Raw genomic sequence first — 16649 nt, 5'->3', positions numbered from 1 at the left:
TCCGCGCCCTGACGGGATGTTCGACGAGACACGCGTGGAAGGTGATCGCCGTCTGGGCGGTGGTGGGCATCGCGCTGGCGATCCTGGGCCAGGCGTTCGTGCACCGGGCGACCCAGTCCGGCAACGGCGGGTTCCTGCCCGAAAGCTACGACTCGGCCGCCGCGCTGCGGATCGCCGAGGAGGACTTCGGGATCCGGCCGGACGCCGACCCGCTGACCGTGCTCGTGGCCCGCGCGGACGGGGCGGCCCTGTCGGCCGCCGACGAGCGGCGGATCGGGGAGGTGGCCTCGCGGCTCGCCCGGCAGCGGGTGGTCATGCCCCGGTCGAAGGACGACCCGCCGCTGATGCAGGACCACTCCCAGGTGCCCCGCGTCGGCGCGGGGGCCACGGCCCCGGACCGGGCCTTCCGGCTGCTGCCCGTGGAACTGACGGGCAATCCGCAGGACCCCGGGGTGCAGGGCACCTACCGGGCCTTCCGGGAGCAGGCGCGCGCCGCCTTCCAGGAGGCGGGGCTGCGGACCGGGTTCACGGGCGGGCTGGCGACGACCGTGGACACCGTCGACGCCGAGGAGACCCGCACCATGGTCGTCGGCCTGGTGATGACCGGGCTGATCGTGCTGCTCCACGTCCTGGTGTTCCGCAGTCTGGCGGCGGCCCTGCTGCCGCTGGTGACGGTGACGATCGTCGGCGGGGCGGCGACGGGCGCGGTGGTCGGCGCGGCCCTGCTGACCGGGATCGACCTGGCCCCGTCCACGCCCGGACTGATCAACGTGGTGCTGATCGGCATCGGCGTCGACTACTTCCTCTTCCTGCTGTTCCGCTTCCGCGAGCAGCTGCGCGCCCATCCCGCGCAGTCGGGCCGCGAGGCGGCGGCCGAGGTGGCGGGCCGGGTGGGCACGGCGGTCGCCTCGGCGGCGCTGACGATCGTCGCGGCGTTCGCCACGCTCGGGATCGCCTCCTTCGGCCAGTTCAGGGTGCTCGGCCCGGCCATCGCGGTGGCGGTGCTGGTGATGCTGCTGGGCAGCCTGACGCTGATGCCGGCGCTGCTGGCCGTGACGGGCCGCCGGATGTTCTGGCCCTCCCGCTCGCTGCGGCGGGCTCCGCGCCCGGGTGCGGCCGGGCGGCTGGGCGAGCGGATCGCCCGGCGGCCGGTGGCCCACGCCGTGGCCGCGGTGGTGGTCCTGGGCGCGCTGACGGCGGGGGCCGCAGGGGTGCGGATGGACTACGGCCAGGGCGGCGACGGCGGTGAGCCGACCGCCGCCGTGCGGACGGCGCAGGAGATCGCCCGGTCGATGCCGGCCGGGGCCTCGGACCCGGCGACCGTGTTCGTCCGGGCGCAGGACGGCGCCCCGATGACCGCCGAGCGGGTGGCGGGGCTGGCCGGGGCGCTCGCGCGGGTGCCGGGGGTGGGGCAGGTCGCCCCGACGGTGCTGAGCGAGGACCGCCGGGCGGCCCGCATCGACCTGGTGCTGGCGGCCGAGCCGGGCGGACAGCGGGCCCGCGACCTGGTGTCCGGTCCGGTGCGCACGACCGTACGGGCGCACGTGCCGGCCGGGGCCGAGGCCCACGTCGGGGGCACGGCCGCGGTCTTCGCCGACATCGCGGTGGCGGTGGGCGGGGACCTGGAGGTGATCTTCCCGGTGGCGGCGGTGCTGATCGCGCTGATCCTGCTGGTGCTGCTGCGCAGCCTGCTGGCGCCGGTGGTGCTGATGGTGGCCGTGGGACTCGGGTTCACGGCCACGCTGGGTGCGGCCACGCTGGTGTTCCAGCACGCGCTGGGACGGCCCGGGGTGGACTTCACCCTGCCGCTGGTGCTGTTCCTGTTCGTGGTGGCCCTCGGCACCGACTACAACATCCTGATCGCCGACCGGATCCGGGAGGAGATGGAGCGCCCCGGCCCGGCGCGGGCCGCCGTGGGCCGGGCGGTCCGGCACACGGCGCCGGCGATCGCGGCGGCGGGCCTGGTGCTGGCCGCCTCCTTCGGCAGCCTGGCGGTCAGCCCGCAGCCGGGCCTCCAGCAGACCGGTTTCGCGACGGCGGTGGGCATCCTGCTGTCGGCGTTCGCCCTGTCGGTGGTACTGGTCCCCGCGCTGGCGGCCCTGCTGGGCCGCTCCCTGTGGTGGCCGGTGCGCCCCCGCCCGAAGGAGGCGGCGCCCTCGGCGGAACGTCCCGAGCCCGGGCGGATCCCCGTCGGCTGAGGCGCCGCGGCCGGGGCCGGGCGGCGGCAGGCGGTACGGCCCCGCCAGGCCCTCCGGGTCGCCCGGCGGGGCCCGGCCCCGCCGGGCCCCGGTGCCCGGCGGCCCCGGGGGCGGACCGCCGCCCCCGGGGTCTCAGCTGACGCGGAAGGCGATGGCCTCGGGCTCCCGGTGGAAGGTGACCCGGTCCCAGGCCGGGAAGGCCAGGTCGGTGACGGCGACCAGCCTGCCGGAGGCGTCGTGCACGGTGCGGCGGACCGAGAGCCCGCAGGCGGGGGACACCGCGGCCGGGTGGCTGGTGCGGGTCATCGTGATGGTCTCGGCGGTGCGGCCCCGGGCCGCGGCCCGCTCCAGCCAGCGGTGCAGGGGCCGCAGGTCCTCCTCGCGGGCGGCCGCCGGCCGCTCCAGGTAGGCGGCGAGCCGCGGGGTACGGGCGACGGTGCGCGGGTCGAGGTAGGTCACGGTGTGCTGGAGGACGCGGCCGTCGGAGCCGTACACGCGGTGGTGGTGGACCAGGGTCCGCTCCCCCGCGCCCGTCCCGAGCAGCGCCGCGAGCGCGGGCGGCACGGTGGCCAGGGCGAGGCGGGCCCGGGCGTGCGCGGCGGTGTGCGCGGCGGTGTGCGCCGGGCCCGGGGCGCCCTGCCGGCCGGCGGGCCGGGGCGGCCGCCGGGGCTCCTGGGGCGGGGCGGCCCGGGTGCCCCGGCGGCCGGTGACGACCAGTCCGTCGGCGCGCAGCTCCTGGAGGGCGGCGCGGACGGTCTGCCGGTTGACCTCGTAGCGGGCGGCGAGGGTGCGTTCGGAGGGCAGTCTGCCCCCGGCGGTCCGGGCGGCGTGGTCCAGTTCGTCCCGCAGCGCTGCGGCGATCCGCTGGTACTTGGGCACGGCGGCGGGGCCGATGCCCCGCGAAGGGGAGGGCATGGCTTCTCCTCTGACGGGTGGTCAAGGATGGCGCGGTCTGCCCCACCAACCTAGCATTGGTCTATACCTTTAGAAACGGGATCCCCGCCGACCAGCGCCACCTTGGCCGGATCCGGCTCCGCCGCCACCCCCGCGCCCTACCCCCGCAGCGGGTTCGGCAGCTCCAGGTAGCGCGCGTCCGCGCCGTCCGCACGGGTCCAGCGCAGCAGCAGGTTCGTCTTGGCCGGAAGCGCGGGGGCCTCCAGGAGCCGCGCGACCTCGGGCAGGCCGTGCTCGGCGTCATAGCGCAGCAACTCCTCGCGGACCGCCGGCCACACCCGGCCGGCCAGCTCCGGACGGTGCTCGGCCAGGGTCCCGGCCACCTCCGCCAGATGGTTGACGACCAGGCAGTACACGAGCCGTTCCCAGGCCGCCTCCCGCGGCACGTCCTGCGGCAGTTTGACCCCCTCCGCGTCGCGGAAGAGGGCCTGCACGGGCGTGCCCCGCCCGTCGACGGCCACGAGGCAGTTCTGGAGGTGGGCCTCCAGCACGATCCCGTGCCGCGCGAACAGGTCCAGCACCGGGGGCACGACCTGGCGCAGGTACGCCCGCCACCATTCCCACGGATCGGGCGCGGCCTCCAGCGGGCTGCCGGGGAAGCCCTCGGCGAGCGCCGCGCACAGCAGCGGCGTCGCCCCGGGGAGCACCCGCCCGCGCAGGCCGTCGCGGACCAGGACGGCGAGTTCCTCGAAGGCGAAGGCGGCGGTGCGGTAGCCGCGGTCGCACAGCCAGACCGCCTCCGCGCCGGTCCGGCGGCGCAGATCGGCGAAGCCCTCCTCGACGGCGGCGTCGGTGCGGCGCAGCTTGAGCAGGTCGTGGCGCCACAGCCGGCGCACGTCGTTGGTGATCCGCACGTCGAGGCTGAACTTCGCGAACAGGTCGGCGTCCGGCCCGGCCGCGTGCACGGTGCGGATCGAGGCGGTGGGCCGCACCGGCAGCCGGGTCGGGCCGAGCCGCAGCAGGCGCCCGTCGGCGAGGGCCTCGCGCACCTCCCGCCGGCCGGCGACCAGGTCGAGCTGCCAGGGGTGCGCGGGCAGCGCCCGGTAGCCGGCGGGCGGGCGGGGGCCGTCGAGGATCCCGGCCAGCGCGTCGACCGCCGCGGCGGCCTCCGGCCCGCCCTCCTCCGCCACCTGGTCCTCGCGCAGCCCCAGCATCACGAGCGGGAAGCCGGCGTGCGCCTCGGGGGCGTACGGCAGCCAGCTCGCGGCGGGGCCGCCACCCCGGGTCTTGGGCGCGGGGTGGTGCGGGTGGCCCATGATCAGGGCCTGCTCGGAGCGGACGTACGGGTCCTGCGGCACCTCGGCGGCGGCCCGGGCGGCCAGCAGCGCGGCGACGGTGTCGCGGCTGTCGGCCATCTCCACCGGCAGCTCGTCGTTGGAGACCCCGGTGTGGCGGAGCAGTTCGTCGGAGGCGAGCTTGACGAGTTCGGCGTGGCTGAGCGGGTGCCAGCCGTCCGCGGTGCGCAGCTCGGGGTCCGCGGGCCGGCGGCCGCCGGAGACCCGCAGGAGCCGGCCGCTGCCGCGCAGCCGGTGGACGCCCGCGCCCTCGGCGTCGGCCACCTCCCGCAGCAGGCAGTTCAGGAGCGGTGCGGCGGCGTAGGCGTCGGCGGCGGCGTTGAGGTCCACTGGATCCATTCGGGGCTTCGGTGCTTCGGTGTTTCGGTGGTCTGTGCTTCTGTGCGCCGGGGTCCGCGGGTGGGGCCACCGGCCGCGATCTTCAGTATCCGGGATGATGACTTGATCATCGGGTAGAGCCCTCAGTCAGCAGCCATCCGAAAGGAACGGGACCCTGGACCGCAGCACGCACGTTCCCCCGCCCGACCCCCGGCCCTCCCCGGCGGGCGCCGCCGAGGAGGCGGTCGCCGCCGCGCTGGCCGGCGTACGGCCCGGGCTCGGGTCCGCGTACGAGGCCGCGCTGGACGGCGCCCGCTCGGCCGTGCTGACCCGCCTCTGGCGGGCGCTGGCCTTCGAACCGCTGCCGTGGGTGGTGGGCCGGGAGCAGGGGCCGGACTCGCTCAGACTGCTGCTGGCCGGCGGCGGACGGCTGGAGGGGCCGCGCCCGGACCCGTACGCGACGGAGGCCTACGTCACCGAGGTGCGGCTCGACGGACGGCCGTACCGGCAGGCGGCCCGGCTGGTCGGGGCGCTGCGGGTGCCGCACGGCGCCGCCGGGCCCCTCGGGGCCGCCTTCGCCTCCTTCGCCGCCGAGCTCGACGACAGCACCGCCTCCCTCGCCCTGTCCCGTGCCGGGCAGCCGCCCGGGGTGCGGCCGGAGCCGCGCACCACCTGGGAGTGGGAGCAGCGGGTGGTCGACGGGCACCCGTACCACCCGAACTGCCGCTCCCGGCCCGGGTTCTCGGTCGCGGAGCAGCTGGCCTACGCGCCGGAGCACGGGCCGCTGGTGGAGCTCGGGCTGGTCCCCGTGCGGGCGCGGGAGTGCCTGGTCGCCGGGGACTGGCCGGAGCACCTGCGCGACGGGGACCGGATCCTGGTCCCGGTGCACCCGTGGCAGGCCGAGCACGTCCTCAAGGGCGAGGAGCTCCTGCCGGGACCGGCCGCCCACCCCCTGATGGCGCTGCGCACGCTCGCCCCGGCGGCGGGCGGCCCCCATGTGAAGACGGCCCTGAGCACGCGGCTGACCTCCTCGGTGCGGGACATCTCCGCCTACTCCGTCGAGACGGCCGCCGTGGTCTCGGACTTCGCGCACGCGCTGGCCGGACGCCTGGACGGCCGCCTGCACATCACCCGCACCCTGGGGGCGGCCACCGCCTACAGCCCGGACCTGGCGGCGGTGCTCCGCGAGCCCCCGGAGGCGTACGCGCGGGCCGGGGAGCGGGTCGTCCCGGTGGCGGCGCTGGCGGGGACCGCGCTGGCCCGGTCGGCGGACTGGCAGGCGCGGTTCGCCCGGCTGGCGCTGTCGGTGTGCCTGCGGGTGCTGGAGCTGGGGGTGGCGCTGGAGGCCCATGGGCAGAACCTGCTGGTGGTCCTGGCCGCCGACGGCACCCCGCTGCGGCTGGTCTACCGCGACCTGGCCGACATCCGGATCAGCCCGGCCCGGCTGGCCCGGCACGGGCTGCCGGTGCCGCCACTGTCGGGCCGGCTGGTGACGGACGACGAGACGGTGCTGCGGCGCAAGACGTTCGGCTCTCTGGCCGCCGGGGCGCTCGCCGCTACGGCGGGCTCGCGGCGGGCCTTCGGGGCGGCCCTGGCGGCCGGGCTGGACGGGCTGGCGCCGACCGCCGACTCGGAGGTGCTGCGGGGGCCGCTGCCCGTGAAGGCGCTGACCCTGATGCGTCTGAGCCCGGGGGTGCCCGGGTACCAGTGGACGCGGCTGCCCAGTCCCCTGTCCGGGGCGTGAAGGAGGGGGCGGGCACCGGTGAATCCGGCCGCCCGTCCCACTAATGTGCAGGAGCATGACAGCAACCTCGCGTCACCACGCCGTACGGGCGTCCCCTGACCGCGACGCCGTCGGCCGCGCCCGGACGCTTCGGGACGATCCGGCGGTGCGGCCCCTGGACCGGGCGATGCTGGACGCCTTCGCCGCGTACGCGCGCGCCGGGGGCGGGGCGGTCGCCGACCTGGGCTGCGGTCCGGGCCGCACGACGGCGTACCTGGACCGGTGCGGCGTACGGGCCTTCGGCGTCGACCTGTCCCCGGCGATGGTGGCGGCGGCCCGCCGCGCGTATCCGGGGCTGCGGTTCGAGGTCGGGCGGATCGCCGGGCTGGACGTGGCCGACGGGGCGCTGGGCGGTGTCCTGTCCTGGTACGGGACCGTCCGCACCCCGCCGACGGAACTCCCGGAGCTCTTCGCCGAGTTCGCCCGGGTGCTGGCGCCCGGCGGCTACGCCCTGGTCGCGTTCGAGGCCGGGGAGGGGGAGGGCGCCGGGGACGCGCGCTCCCCCGCGCGTCCGGTCGACCCCGACGTGTACACGACCCCGCCCGGGCTGATCGCGGGCCTGCTGGCGGGGGCGGGGCTCGCGGAGACGGCCCGCATGGTCCGGGAACCGGACGCAGGGGAACCCGGCCCCCGGGGCTTCGTCCTGGCCCGCAGACCACCGGGACCCTGACGCGGGGCCGGCCTCCGCCGGGAGGGCCGACGGGGCTGCCCGGAGGACCGGGTGGGGCGGAACCGGGCGTCGGTGAGGGGTGACGGTGCGGCACGGCCCGCAGCCCCGACCGGCGTTCGGCCTCCACCGGTGCGCGGGCGCCTGGGTGCCGGACTGACGCGGCGCCACCGGTCGGGCGACCGACCGGGATTCCGCCGTTCGGGGGACAACTCGGCTCCGGCGGGCCCGCCTTCGACTCGATCGGGGCGGGCGGTGGCAGGAAGGAAGTATGAATTTCCCACGCCGCCGGGTCCTCGCGGGTGCGGCCGCCGCCGTGCTCGGCGCCGCCGGGGCGGGCCCGTCGGCCGCCTCGCCCGCGCCGGCCGCCGCCCGTGCGCGCGCTCGGCGGGCCGGCGCCGCGGCCGGGCCGGACTTCGGGGCGCTGGCCCGGGCGATGGACGGGCGGGTGGTCCTTCCCGGGGACCGCGACTACGCCGAGGCCCGGCAGTCGTTCCAGCCCCGCTACGACTCCGTCGCCCCCGGCGCCGTGGCCTATCCGCAGCACGCCGGCGACGTGGCCGTCTGCCTGGACTTCGCCCGCCGCTCGGCCGCCGCGGTGGTGCCGCGCGGCGGCGGGCACAGCTACGCGGGCTGGTCCACGGTGGCCGCCGGACTCGTGGTCGACGTCGGGGCCATGGCCCGGGTGGCGGTCGAGGGGGACGAGGTGCGCGTCGGCGCGGGCGCCCGGCTGGCCGACGTCCACGCGGCCCTCGCCGGGCGCGGCCTGGGCGTCCCCGCCGGGCTGTGTCCCTCCGTCGGCATCGCGGGCCTCACCCTCGGCGGCGGCCTGGGCCTCTCCTCCCGGGCCCACGGCACCACCTCCGACCGGCTCACCGGCGCCCGGGTGGTCACCGCCGACGGGGTGGTCCGCGAGGCCGGCCCGGACCGGGACCCGGAGCTGTTCTGGGCGCTGCGCGGCGGCGGGGGCGGCAACTTCGGGGTGGTCACCGAGTTCCGCCTGCGCACCCACCCGGTCGGCGACGCCGCCTTCGCCGAACTGCACTGGTCCGGCGCGGACTCGGCGGCGGTGGTGCGCGGCTGGCAGCGCTGGCTGGGCGCGCTGGCGGACCCGTTCTGGAGCCAGGCCGAGTTCACGGTGGAGGCCGGCTCGGCCGCCGCCCTGGCCGTCCGGGCGGTGTGCCTCGACGGGCGGGCGGAGCTGGAGCGGGAACTGGCCCGTCTGACGGGCCTGGTGGGACGGGAGCCGCGGGACGACTGGATCTCCGTGCGCGGTTACGGGGACACCGTGCGGGCCATGGCGGGCTGCCCCGAGGGCGGCCCGGAGCTGTGCCGGCTGCCGGGTCGGCTGCCCGGCCGGGACCCCCGCGGCCGCCTGGGCCGGGACTCGTACGCGGCCCGCTCCGACTTCTGGGACGGGGCCGGGCTGCCGGACGCGGCGGTCGGCACGGTCCTGGACGCACTCGGGCGGTACGGGCGGGCGGTGCCCCCGGGCGGGCGGGGCGTGGTCCAGTTCGACGGGGTGTGCGGCGGGGCCGTCAACCGGGTGCCCGCCGGCGCCACCGCCTTCGTCCACCGCGACAGCGCCTTCCTGGCCCAGTACCTCGCGTACTGGCCGCCGTCCGCGGACGCCGCCGGGGCGGCCCGGCACCAGGACTGGCTCGACGGGCTGTGGCGGGCCCTGCGCCCGTGGGCGGGCGGCCGCGCCTACCAGAACTACGCCGACCCGAAGCTGACCGGCTGGCGGGAGGCCTACTACGGGCCGAACCTCCCCCGCCTGGAGCGGGTCCGGCGCACCTACGACCCCGACCGGCTGCTGCGTTTCCCCCAGGCCGTCTAGGCCGTCACGAACAGGAACGAGACATGCTGCGAACGTTCACACTGGCGGCGGCGACCGCCGCCCTGCTGCTGCCGGGCGCGCCGCTGCCCGGAGCCGGATCCGGGAGCGCCGAGGCCTCGGCCGGACGCTGGACCGCGCGGGAGGCCGCCGCGTTCTGGACCCCGGCGCGGATGGCCGCGGCGGTCCCCGTACCCGACCCGCCGGCACCCGGCGCGGCGGCGCCGGCCGCGGCGGCACCCGGGACGGCGGCGCCGGGTGCGGCGGTACCCGGCAGCGCGACACCCGGAACGACGACGGCCGACGCCGCGGTACCCGGATCAGCGGCGGCCGGCTCAGCGACACCCGGGACAGCGGCACCCGGCGCGGCGGTGCCCGGAACGCCTACACCCGGCAGCGCGACACCCGGCGCAACAGCGCCCGGCGCAACAGCGCCCGGCGCAGCGACACCCGGCACGGCGGCGGCCGGCGCCGCGGCACCCGGCGCGGCTGCCGCGCCGACGGCGGCCACCCCCGCCGCACCCGCCGCGCCCCCCGTTCCGGAGGCGCCCGCCGCTTCCGCCGCCGCCGCGACGGCGCTGCCCGCGCCCGCACCGGCGGCGAGCACCCTGCCCGCCCCCGTGCCCCCCGCCCCGAGGCCCACGGCGGCGCCCGGGGCGCCCTCCACGCTGCCCGCCCCGGTGCTCCCGACCGGCCCGGCCGGGGTGGGACAGGACTTCGACGGGATCCCCGTCGTCGGCCGGATGTTCGTCATGAAGGGCGCCGGCGCCTACTTCTGCACCGCCAGCGTGGTCTCCTCCCCCGGCCGCAACATGGTGCTCAGCGCGGCGCACTGCCTGCTCGGCAGCGACACCCGCCAGATCGCCTTCGTCCCGCAGTACACGCGCGCCAACCCGCGCCCGTACGGGATGTTCCCCGTCCTGCGGGACGCGGCGGGCCGCTCGAAGGTGTGGATCGCCTCCCGCTACCGCACCGAGGGCGCCGCGAAGGCCGCCACCCTCGACGTGGCCTTCGCCCAGGTCGGACCGGACACCGCGGGCGAGGACGTCGAGGACGTGGTCGGCGGGAACCGGCTCGTCACCGGGGCCGCCTTCAACCACCCCAAGGTCGTCCTCATCGGCCACCCGGCACCGTCGCCGCGCCCGCGCGTGTGCGTCAACAAGACGACCAAGTTCACCAGCACCGACCCGGGGAGCCCCGGATCGTTCCTGCGGATCGACTGCACCGGCTACCCGGGCGGAACCAGCGGCGGCCCCTTCATCACCCGCTTCGACGAGGACACCGCGACGGGGGACGTGGTCGGGGTGATCGGCGGCTGGGAGACCGGCGGGCCCACGGCCGACACCTCGTACAGCGCCTACTTCGGCGCGGAGGTCAGGAAGCTGTACCAGTCGGCGGTCGCCGGGGTGCGGGCGGAGTGAGCACCCGCACCCAGCGGGTCCGGCGCGGGTTGCCGACCGTCCGCGGGGTCACCGGCACCCCGTCGGCGGTCAGCGCGTCGGCCGGGGGCAGCTCCAGCTGACGGCGCAGGTCGGCGAGGGCCGCGTGCACGGGCGCCAGGATGACCTCGGCCCTCGGGTGGACGTGCGCCAGGGCGTGCGCGGTGGTCTCGATCGCCTCCGCGGCGTCCTCTGCGGCGGTCCGGCTCCACCCGCCCGGGCCGCCGCCGTTCCAGGGCGCGACGGCGTCGTAGAGGTGGCAGGCGGCATCGGCCGCGGCGTCGGCCCGTTCGCCGACACCCGGCGCCGCGATCATCGGCAGCAGCTCCATGACCGGTCAACGAGCGGAGCCCGCCGGGGGAACGAGCCGCCGGCGGGGCACTACGAGGCGACGGTCTGGAGCCAGAGCGGCAGCAGCAGGAGGGAGACCACCGAGCTCTTGATCACGACGGCGGCGGAGAGGTCGACGCCGATGTCGTAGCGCTGGGCGAAGATGAAGAGGTTCTGCGGGGTCGGCATCGCGGCGATCAGGACGAGGTACGCGAGCCAGGGGCTGCCTATCCCGAAGAGCCCCCCGCACACCGCCCAGGCCAGCAGCGGGAAGGCCAGGCACTTGAAGGCGATCAGGGCGGCCTCCTCCCGGGTGGTGCCGCGGACGTCCAGGCCCACGGCGCCGAGGTGCAGGCCGAGCGCGAACAGGGCCACCGGCGAGGCGCTGTCGCCGACGAACGCGGCCCCGTCCAGCAGCACCTTCGGGACGTGCACCGAGAGCAGGTTGAGCAGGATGCCCGCGTTGCAGGCCAGGACGAGCGGGGTGGCGAGGGAGGCGGCCAGAGCGCGGGAGAGCCGGGTGCCGGGGCCGCCCGGCCCCGCCCGGCCCAGCTCCATGAGGGCGATCACCACGAGCGAGAGCACGCACACCTGGAACAGCAGCACCGGGAAGATCGGGGCCGCCGTCCCGAAGAGGGTGATGAAGACGGGGACGGCGAAGTAGGCGGTGTTGACCTGGACCCCGGCCATCACGCGCAGCGCCACCGCGCGGGGCTCCCGCACGCCGTACGCGGCGGCGCCGAGGGCCACGGCGAGGACGGCGACGGCGGCGGCCGCCGCGTAGCCGCCGATGGCCCGCCAGTCGAACAGGGTGCCCAGGTCGGCGGCGTAGATGTTGCCGAAGAGGTAGCAGGGGACGGCGAAGAGGAAGGCGTAGTCGGAGAAGGCCTTGGAGGCCTCCGCCGGGACGGTCTTGCGGCGGGCGAGCAGGACCCCGCCCCCGAAGGCCAGCAGGACCGGGACCAGCTTCTCGAGTGCGGCTGCCCCGCCCATGTGCACCGGCTCCCTCGTTCGATTTTCGGACGGCGTGCAGCCTATCCGCCCGCGCTGCGATCCCCCGCGGACGCCCCGGCGCATAGGCTGGCGGATCATGAGGTTCACACCGCGCGTCCCGGGCCGTGCCCGGAAGGATCCGGCCGCCCGCCCGGCCGACACCGCCGGCCGGTTCGCCCAGCTGGCGGTGGCGCTGCGCACCCCGGCCCGGGCGGGCGAGCCGCTGCTGGCGCGGGCCCCGCGCCGCTGGCAGCGGACGGCGCCCTTCGCCGTCGCGGCCGTCTTCGTGGTCGTGCTGATCCCCGTGACCATCGCGGTGCTGACGAACGACTACCGGGTGGGCGGCGGCTGGGCGGGGGCGCTGGGCGTGGCGCAGACGGTGCCGCTGCTGCTGGCGGTGACCCGGCCGGTGCCGGCTTGGGCGGCGGTGCTGGCCGCGGACGTGGTCGGGGCCGTGCTGCTGGTCTCCGCCGACGGGGTGGCGGGCCGCCCCTGGCCGTGGACGCCGATGGGGATCGTCGGGTACCTGGTGCTGATGGCCTGCCTGGGACTGCGGGAGTCCGTGCGGACCCTGGTCGGGGTGTGGCTGGCGACGGGGGCGGCCGGGGTGGTGCTGGGCTTCTTCGCGCCGGCCGGGGTCGTCGACACGGTGGCCCTGCAGTTCGTGCTGGCCGGGGTCGTGCTGGCGCTGACCGGTGCGCTGCGCGGGCTGGGCGACGCCCGGCAGCGGATCGCGGAGCAGGAGAGCATCAGCGGGGCGGAGCGGGCGCGGCGCACGCTGCTGGAGGAACGGGCTCGGATCGCCCGGGAGTTGCACGACGTGGTGGCCCACCACATGTCGGTGATCACGGTGCAGGCCGACTCCGCCCCCTACCGGCTGCCGGGCATGGAGGAGCCGGTGCGCGAGGAGTTCGCGGCGATCGCGGCGAGTGCGCGCGAGTCGCTGGGCGAGATGCGGCGGCTGCTCACGGTGCTGCGCGGGGACGGGGCCGGCGACGGGATGAGCGGCGGGGAGCGGGCGCCGCAGCCGGGCGTCGGACGCATCCAGCAGCTGGTGGAGGCGACCGTGCGGGCCGGGCAGCCGGTGGAGCTGTCGCTGGCCGCGGGCGTGGCCGAGGCGGCGCGGGCGGTGCCGGCCGTGGACCTGTCGGCGTACCGCATCGTGCAGGAGGCCCTGGCGAACGTGGTGCGGCACGCCCCGGGGGCGCGGACGCGGGTGTCGGTGAGCCGTTCCGCCGGGGACGGCGAGGTACTCGTGCTGGTGGTCAACGGCCCCGCGGAGAACGGCGCGGTGGCGCTGGAGGCAGCGGGCACGGGGCACGGTCTGGTGGGGATGCGCGAGCGCGTACGGTTGACCGGCGGGACCCTGGACACGGGCCCGCTGCCCGAGGGCGGCTTCCGGGTCGCCGCCCGGCTGCCGCTCGACTCCCGGACCGAGGAATCCAGTTGACCATCCGAGTGATCGTCGTCGACGACCAGGCCATGGTGCGGGCGGGGTTCGCCGCGCTGCTGTCCGCGCAGGCCGACATCGACGTGGTGGGCGAGGCCCCCGACGGCCGCGAGGGCGTACGGCTCTCGCGCACCGTGCACCCGGACGTGGTGCTGATGGACGTACGGATGCCGGAGCTGGACGGGCTCTCGGCGGCCCGGGAGCTCCTGGACCCGCCCGCGGGGGTGGTGCACCGGCCGAAGGTGCTGATGCTGACCACCTTCGACATCGACGACTACGTGTACGAGGCGCTGCGCGCGGGCGCGTCCGGGTTCCTGCTGAAGGACGCCCCGCCCGCCGACCTGATCGCGGCGGTCCGGGTGGTGGCCTCGGGCGAGGCGCTCCTGGCGCCCTCGGTGACGCGGCGGCTGATCGCGGACTTCGTGCGGCAGCGGCCCGCGCCGCGCAAGGACCCGGCGCTGCGGCTGAACGGCCTGACCCCGCGGGAGACGGAGGTGCTGGAGCTGATCGCGCGGGGGCTGTCGAACCAGGAGATCGCCGCGCACCTGGTGCTGGCGGAGCAGACGGTCAAGACCCACATCGGGCGGGTGCTGGGCAAGCTGGACCTGCGCGACCGGGCGCAGGCGGTGATCTTCGCGTACGAGGCGGGCCTGGTCCGCCCCGGCGACCCCGCCTGAAGCCGGCCGGCCGCGCGCAGGCCCGGGCGGCCCTCTTCCGGCGGGGGCTAGACTGGCCGGATCGTACAGTGCGGCAAGAGAGGCCAGAGGTCGTGACGGACGACAGCCCCGACCACGGCGCCTGCGGGAAGCGGGCCGCGGAGCAGGAGAAGTGGAAGGCGAAGGGCGTCGCCCTGCGCGCCTTCTTCTACATCGCCGGCACCCACGTGTTCGCCGCGTTCGTCATGCTGCTGTTCTACCTGGGGCAGCACGCCCAGAAGTGAGGCGTCTCCCGGCCGCCCGCCGGGAGGGGCTCGCGCACGCGTACCCGGGGGCCGTGCCCCTCCTCCACCCCCTACCGGGGTATGACATCGGGCTTGGCTCCCCGGTCCGACGCGCCCGCGGACACCTCCTCCCTACCTTCCCCTCCGTCACGAGGAGAGAGGGGAAGGGCCATGGGCCGCTTCGGGAGGACGATCGTCACGGCCGCACTGGCGGTGGCCGTCGTCGCGGGAACCGCCGGCTGGGCCTGCGGCGACAGCCAGAGGCCGGTCACCGGGCCGCCGCCCGGAGCCGCGGACTGGCGGGCCGACACGGCCCGGGGCCGGCCGCTGCCCGATCCGGCGGACGCGGACCCGCACGAGGTGGCCCGGTTCTTCGCCGGGCTGGACGGGGCGGCGCGGCGGGAGCTCGTACGCGCGCACCCGCTCGTGGTCGGCAATCTGGACGGGGCTCCGCTCCCCCTGCGGTACGAGGCCAACCGGCTGGCCGTCCTCGCCACGGGTGAGGCCCGCTACGCCTCCCTCGCGGACCCGGGCCGGCGGATCCTGGTCTTCGACCCGCGCGGGCGGGGCCAGGTCGCCGAGGTGTTCGGGGACTTCGAAGGGGCGGCGCACGTCGCGGTGGTCGTGCCCGGCTCCGACAACGACGCGCTCTCCCACGACGCCCCGCGCAGGCCGGACACCGGCCCGGCCGGGATGGCCCGCGCCCTGTGGGCGGCGGCGGGCGGGGCCGCCGGGGACACCGCCGTCGTCGCGTGGACGGGGTACACCACCCCGGTCGGGGTCGGCCTGGACGCGGCGGGCGGGCGGCTGGCGCAGGCCGGCGCGGTCCGGCTGGCCCGGTTCACGGCCGGGCTGGACGCGGTCGGCGCTCCCGACCCGGTGCTGCTCTGCCACAGCTACGGCTCGGTGGTCTGCGGGCTGGCGGCCCGGCACACCGACGCCCGCGACATCGTCGTCCTCGGCTCCCCCGGGATGCGCGCGGACACCGCCGCGGACCTGGGGACCCGGGCCCGGGTGTGGGCGGCGCGGGGCCCCTCCGACTGGATCGCCGACGTGCCGAACGTGGAGGTCGCGGGCATCGGGCACGGCGCCGACCCGGCCTCGCCGGCCTTCGGCGCGCGCCGGGTGCCCGCCTCCGACGTGGTGGGGCACACCGGGTACTTCGCGCCCGGCACCCGCTCGCTGGCCGCCTTCGCCGCGATCGCGAAGGGGGAGGTCCGGTGAGCGCCGCGGGCGTGCTGCGGCGGGCCGCCGCGCGGATCGACCGGCGGACGCCGGCCCACCGGGACCGGGCGCTCGACGGACTGCGGGCGCTGGCCCTGCTGGCGGTGCCGACCGGCCACTGGCTGCTCGGCGGCTTCATCCTCGACGCGGAGGGCGGGCTGCACAACGCCAGTCCGCTGTCGGCCGTCGGCGCCCTCGCCCCGGCGAGCTGGGTGCTCCAGATGCTCGGCGTCTTCTTCCTCGTCGGCGGCTACGCCTCGGTGCTCTCCTTCCGCCGCCGCACGGGCTCCACCGGTGCCTGGCTCAAGGGGCGGATGGTCCGGCTGGGACGGCCGGTGCTGGGGGTGACGGCCGTGTGGGCGCTGGCCGCGCCGGTGCTGTACGCGGCCGGCGTGCCGGAGGCCACGCTGCGGACGGGGGCGACCCTGGTGGTGCAGCCGCTGTGGTTCGTCGGTGTGTACGCGGTGGTGACGGCGCTGACCCCGTACTGCGTCCGGGCCGCGGGCCGGCTCGGCGGCTGGGCTGCGGCCCCGCTGCTCGTCTCGGTCGCGGTGGTGGACTTCCTGCGCTACGGGCCGCTCTCCGCCTCGGTGCCCTCCTGGCTGTCGGTGCTGAACGTCCTGCCGGGCTGGCTGTTCGCCTACCAGCTGGGCGTGTCCTGGGGCGAGCGGCGGATCGGCCGGGCCGGTGCGCGGCTGCTGCTGGTGGGCGGGGCCGTCCTGTTCGCGGTGCTGCTGGCGGTCTTCCACTACCCGGCGTCGATGGTCGGCGTGCCGGGCGCGGCGCGGACCAACTCGCACCCGCCGTCGCTGCTGGTCCTGGCGCTGGCCTCGGCCCAGTCGGGCGCGGCGATCCTGCTGCGGGACCGGCTGGCGCGGCTGCTGGCGCGGCCGGCTCTGTGGGCCCCGGTGGTGGTGGTCAACCTGTCGGCGATGACCGTCCTGTGCTGGCACCAGACGGCGATGCTGGCGGCGGCCGTGCCGGCGTCCCTCGCCGGCGGCCCGGTGGCGGGGCTCACGACCGCTCCCGACGGCCTGGGCTGGGTCGCGGCGCGGGCGCTGTGGCTGCCGGTGTTCGCGGCGCTGCTGGTGGCCATCGCCCGCTTCGCCCGCCGGTTCGAGGCGCCGCCGTCGCCGGGGCGCCGGGGGGCGGCGGTGCGCGCGGCCCTGGCGGGGGTGCTGGCGGCCGGGTTCGGGGTGTTCGCGCTGGGTCTGGCGTAGG

Annotated in this window: 14 protein-coding genes; 10 read left to right on the top strand and 4 right to left on the bottom strand. The window is 77.4% G+C overall.

Annotation, left to right across the window (positions count from 1 at the left end; translation table 11 throughout):
* Nucleotides 1-41 precede the first annotated feature (41 nt).
* On the top strand, nucleotides 42-2198 hold the full coding sequence (locus ACIRBY_RS02035; protein WP_403894654.1) for an MMPL family transporter: 2157 nt from the start codon (nucleotides 42-44) through the stop codon (nucleotides 2196-2198).
* 132 nt (nucleotides 2199-2330) lie between these two features.
* Here ACIRBY_RS02035 and ACIRBY_RS02030 read toward each other — a convergent pair whose 3' ends face one another.
* Nucleotides 2331-3113 (bottom strand): GntR family transcriptional regulator, encoded by a 783-nt coding sequence (locus ACIRBY_RS02030; protein ID WP_403894651.1) that lies wholly within the window; start codon nucleotides 3111-3113, stop codon nucleotides 2331-2333.
* Nucleotides 3114-3250: 137 nt separating this feature from the next.
* Nucleotides 3251-4786 (bottom strand): IucA/IucC family protein, encoded by a 1536-nt coding sequence (locus ACIRBY_RS02025; protein ID WP_403894648.1) that lies wholly within the window; start codon nucleotides 4784-4786, stop codon nucleotides 3251-3253.
* Nucleotides 4787-4940: 154 nt separating this feature from the next.
* Here ACIRBY_RS02025 and ACIRBY_RS02020 point away from each other — a divergent pair, with 154 nt between their 5' ends.
* From ACIRBY_RS02020 to ACIRBY_RS02005, 4 genes are all read left to right on the top strand, one after another.
* Nucleotides 4941-6509 carry an IucA/IucC family protein gene (locus ACIRBY_RS02020; RefSeq protein ID WP_403895236.1) on the top strand — a complete coding sequence of 523 codons (1569 nt, stop codon included), beginning with the start codon at nucleotides 4941-4943 and terminating at the stop codon, nucleotides 6507-6509.
* 55 nt (nucleotides 6510-6564) lie between these two features.
* The gene (locus ACIRBY_RS02015; RefSeq protein WP_403894645.1) at nucleotides 6565-7218 is read left to right on the top strand and encodes a class I SAM-dependent methyltransferase; all 654 of its coding nucleotides are present in this window, start codon (nucleotides 6565-6567) and stop codon (nucleotides 7216-7218) included.
* Between the two features lie 268 nt (nucleotides 7219-7486).
* Nucleotides 7487-9055: an FAD-binding oxidoreductase gene (locus tag ACIRBY_RS02010; protein ID WP_403894642.1), complete on the top strand. Its 1569-nt coding sequence runs from the start codon at nucleotides 7487-7489 to the stop codon at nucleotides 9053-9055.
* Between the two features lie 23 nt (nucleotides 9056-9078).
* A complete protein-coding gene (locus tag ACIRBY_RS02005) occupies nucleotides 9079-10473 on the top strand; it encodes a hypothetical protein (protein WP_403894639.1) in 1395 nt (464 codons plus the stop codon).
* On the opposite strand, the gene ACIRBY_RS02000 is transcribed toward ACIRBY_RS02005, so the two are convergent.
* Both ACIRBY_RS02000 and ACIRBY_RS01995 read right to left on the bottom strand, forming a co-directional pair.
* Nucleotides 10427-10822 (bottom strand): hypothetical protein, encoded by a 396-nt coding sequence (locus ACIRBY_RS02000; protein ID WP_403894636.1) that lies wholly within the window; start codon nucleotides 10820-10822, stop codon nucleotides 10427-10429. The genes ACIRBY_RS02005 and ACIRBY_RS02000 overlap by 47 nt on opposite strands.
* 50 nt (nucleotides 10823-10872) lie before the next feature.
* Nucleotides 10873-11814 (bottom strand): AEC family transporter, encoded by a 942-nt coding sequence (locus ACIRBY_RS01995; protein WP_403894633.1) that lies wholly within the window; start codon nucleotides 11812-11814, stop codon nucleotides 10873-10875.
* A 97-nt stretch (nucleotides 11815-11911) separates the two neighbouring features.
* Between ACIRBY_RS01995 and ACIRBY_RS01990 the strand changes: the two genes are divergently transcribed.
* The 5 genes from ACIRBY_RS01990 to ACIRBY_RS01970 all read left to right on the top strand — a co-directional run bounded on the left by ACIRBY_RS01990 (nucleotide 11912) and on the right by ACIRBY_RS01970 (nucleotide 16648).
* The gene (locus ACIRBY_RS01990; RefSeq protein WP_403894630.1) at nucleotides 11912-13264 is read left to right on the top strand and encodes a histidine kinase; all 1353 of its coding nucleotides are present in this window, start codon (nucleotides 11912-11914) and stop codon (nucleotides 13262-13264) included.
* Entirely contained in the window at nucleotides 13261-13941 is a 681-nt protein-coding gene (locus ACIRBY_RS01985) for a response regulator (protein ID WP_403894627.1), read from the top strand. The genes ACIRBY_RS01990 and ACIRBY_RS01985 overlap by 4 nt, the downstream gene beginning before the upstream one ends.
* A gap of 92 nt (nucleotides 13942-14033) precedes the next feature.
* Complete coding sequence (locus ACIRBY_RS01980) at nucleotides 14034-14204, top strand: DUF6126 family protein (protein ID WP_403894625.1); 171 nt, start codon at nucleotides 14034-14036, stop codon at nucleotides 14202-14204.
* A 171-nt stretch (nucleotides 14205-14375) separates the two neighbouring features.
* A complete protein-coding gene (locus ACIRBY_RS01975; RefSeq protein ID WP_403894622.1) occupies nucleotides 14376-15428 on the top strand; it encodes an alpha/beta hydrolase in 1053 nt (350 codons plus the stop codon).
* The gene (locus ACIRBY_RS01970; protein WP_403894619.1) at nucleotides 15425-16648 is read left to right on the top strand and encodes an acyltransferase; all 1224 of its coding nucleotides are present in this window, start codon (nucleotides 15425-15427) and stop codon (nucleotides 16646-16648) included. Before ACIRBY_RS01975 ends, ACIRBY_RS01970 begins: the two co-directional genes overlap by 4 nt.
* The last annotated feature ends 1 nt before the right edge of the window (nucleotide 16649 follow it).

It is taken from the genome of Streptomyces sp. NPDC096136 (assembly GCF_044763325.1).
Classification (GTDB): Bacteria; Actinomycetota; Actinomycetes; order Streptomycetales; family Streptomycetaceae; genus Streptomyces.
Note: the sequence above shows the minus strand (reverse complement) of the source record. Positions and strands in the feature narration are given on the sequence as shown.

Coding starts and splice junctions, on each gene's coding strand:
- ACIRBY_RS02030 (WP_403894651.1), bottom strand. CDS start 3,113: ATGCCCTCCCCTTCGCGGGGCATCGGCCCCGCCGCCGTGCCCAAGTAC.
- ACIRBY_RS02025 (WP_403894648.1), bottom strand. CDS start 4,786: ATGGATCCAGTGGACCTCAACGCCGCCGCCGACGCCTACGCCGCCGCA.
- ACIRBY_RS02015 (WP_403894645.1), top strand. CDS start 6,565: ATGACAGCAACCTCGCGTCACCACGCCGTACGGGCGTCCCCTGACCGC.
- ACIRBY_RS02010 (WP_403894642.1), top strand. CDS start 7,487: ATGAATTTCCCACGCCGCCGGGTCCTCGCGGGTGCGGCCGCCGCCGTG.
- ACIRBY_RS02005 (WP_403894639.1), top strand. CDS start 9,079: ATGCTGCGAACGTTCACACTGGCGGCGGCGACCGCCGCCCTGCTGCTG.
- ACIRBY_RS02000 (WP_403894636.1), bottom strand. CDS start 10,822: ATGGAGCTGCTGCCGATGATCGCGGCGCCGGGTGTCGGCGAACGGGCC.
- ACIRBY_RS01995 (WP_403894633.1), bottom strand. CDS start 11,814: ATGGGCGGGGCAGCCGCACTCGAGAAGCTGGTCCCGGTCCTGCTGGCC.
- ACIRBY_RS01990 (WP_403894630.1), top strand. CDS start 11,912: ATGAGGTTCACACCGCGCGTCCCGGGCCGTGCCCGGAAGGATCCGGCC.
- ACIRBY_RS01975 (WP_403894622.1), top strand. CDS start 14,376: ATGGGCCGCTTCGGGAGGACGATCGTCACGGCCGCACTGGCGGTGGCC.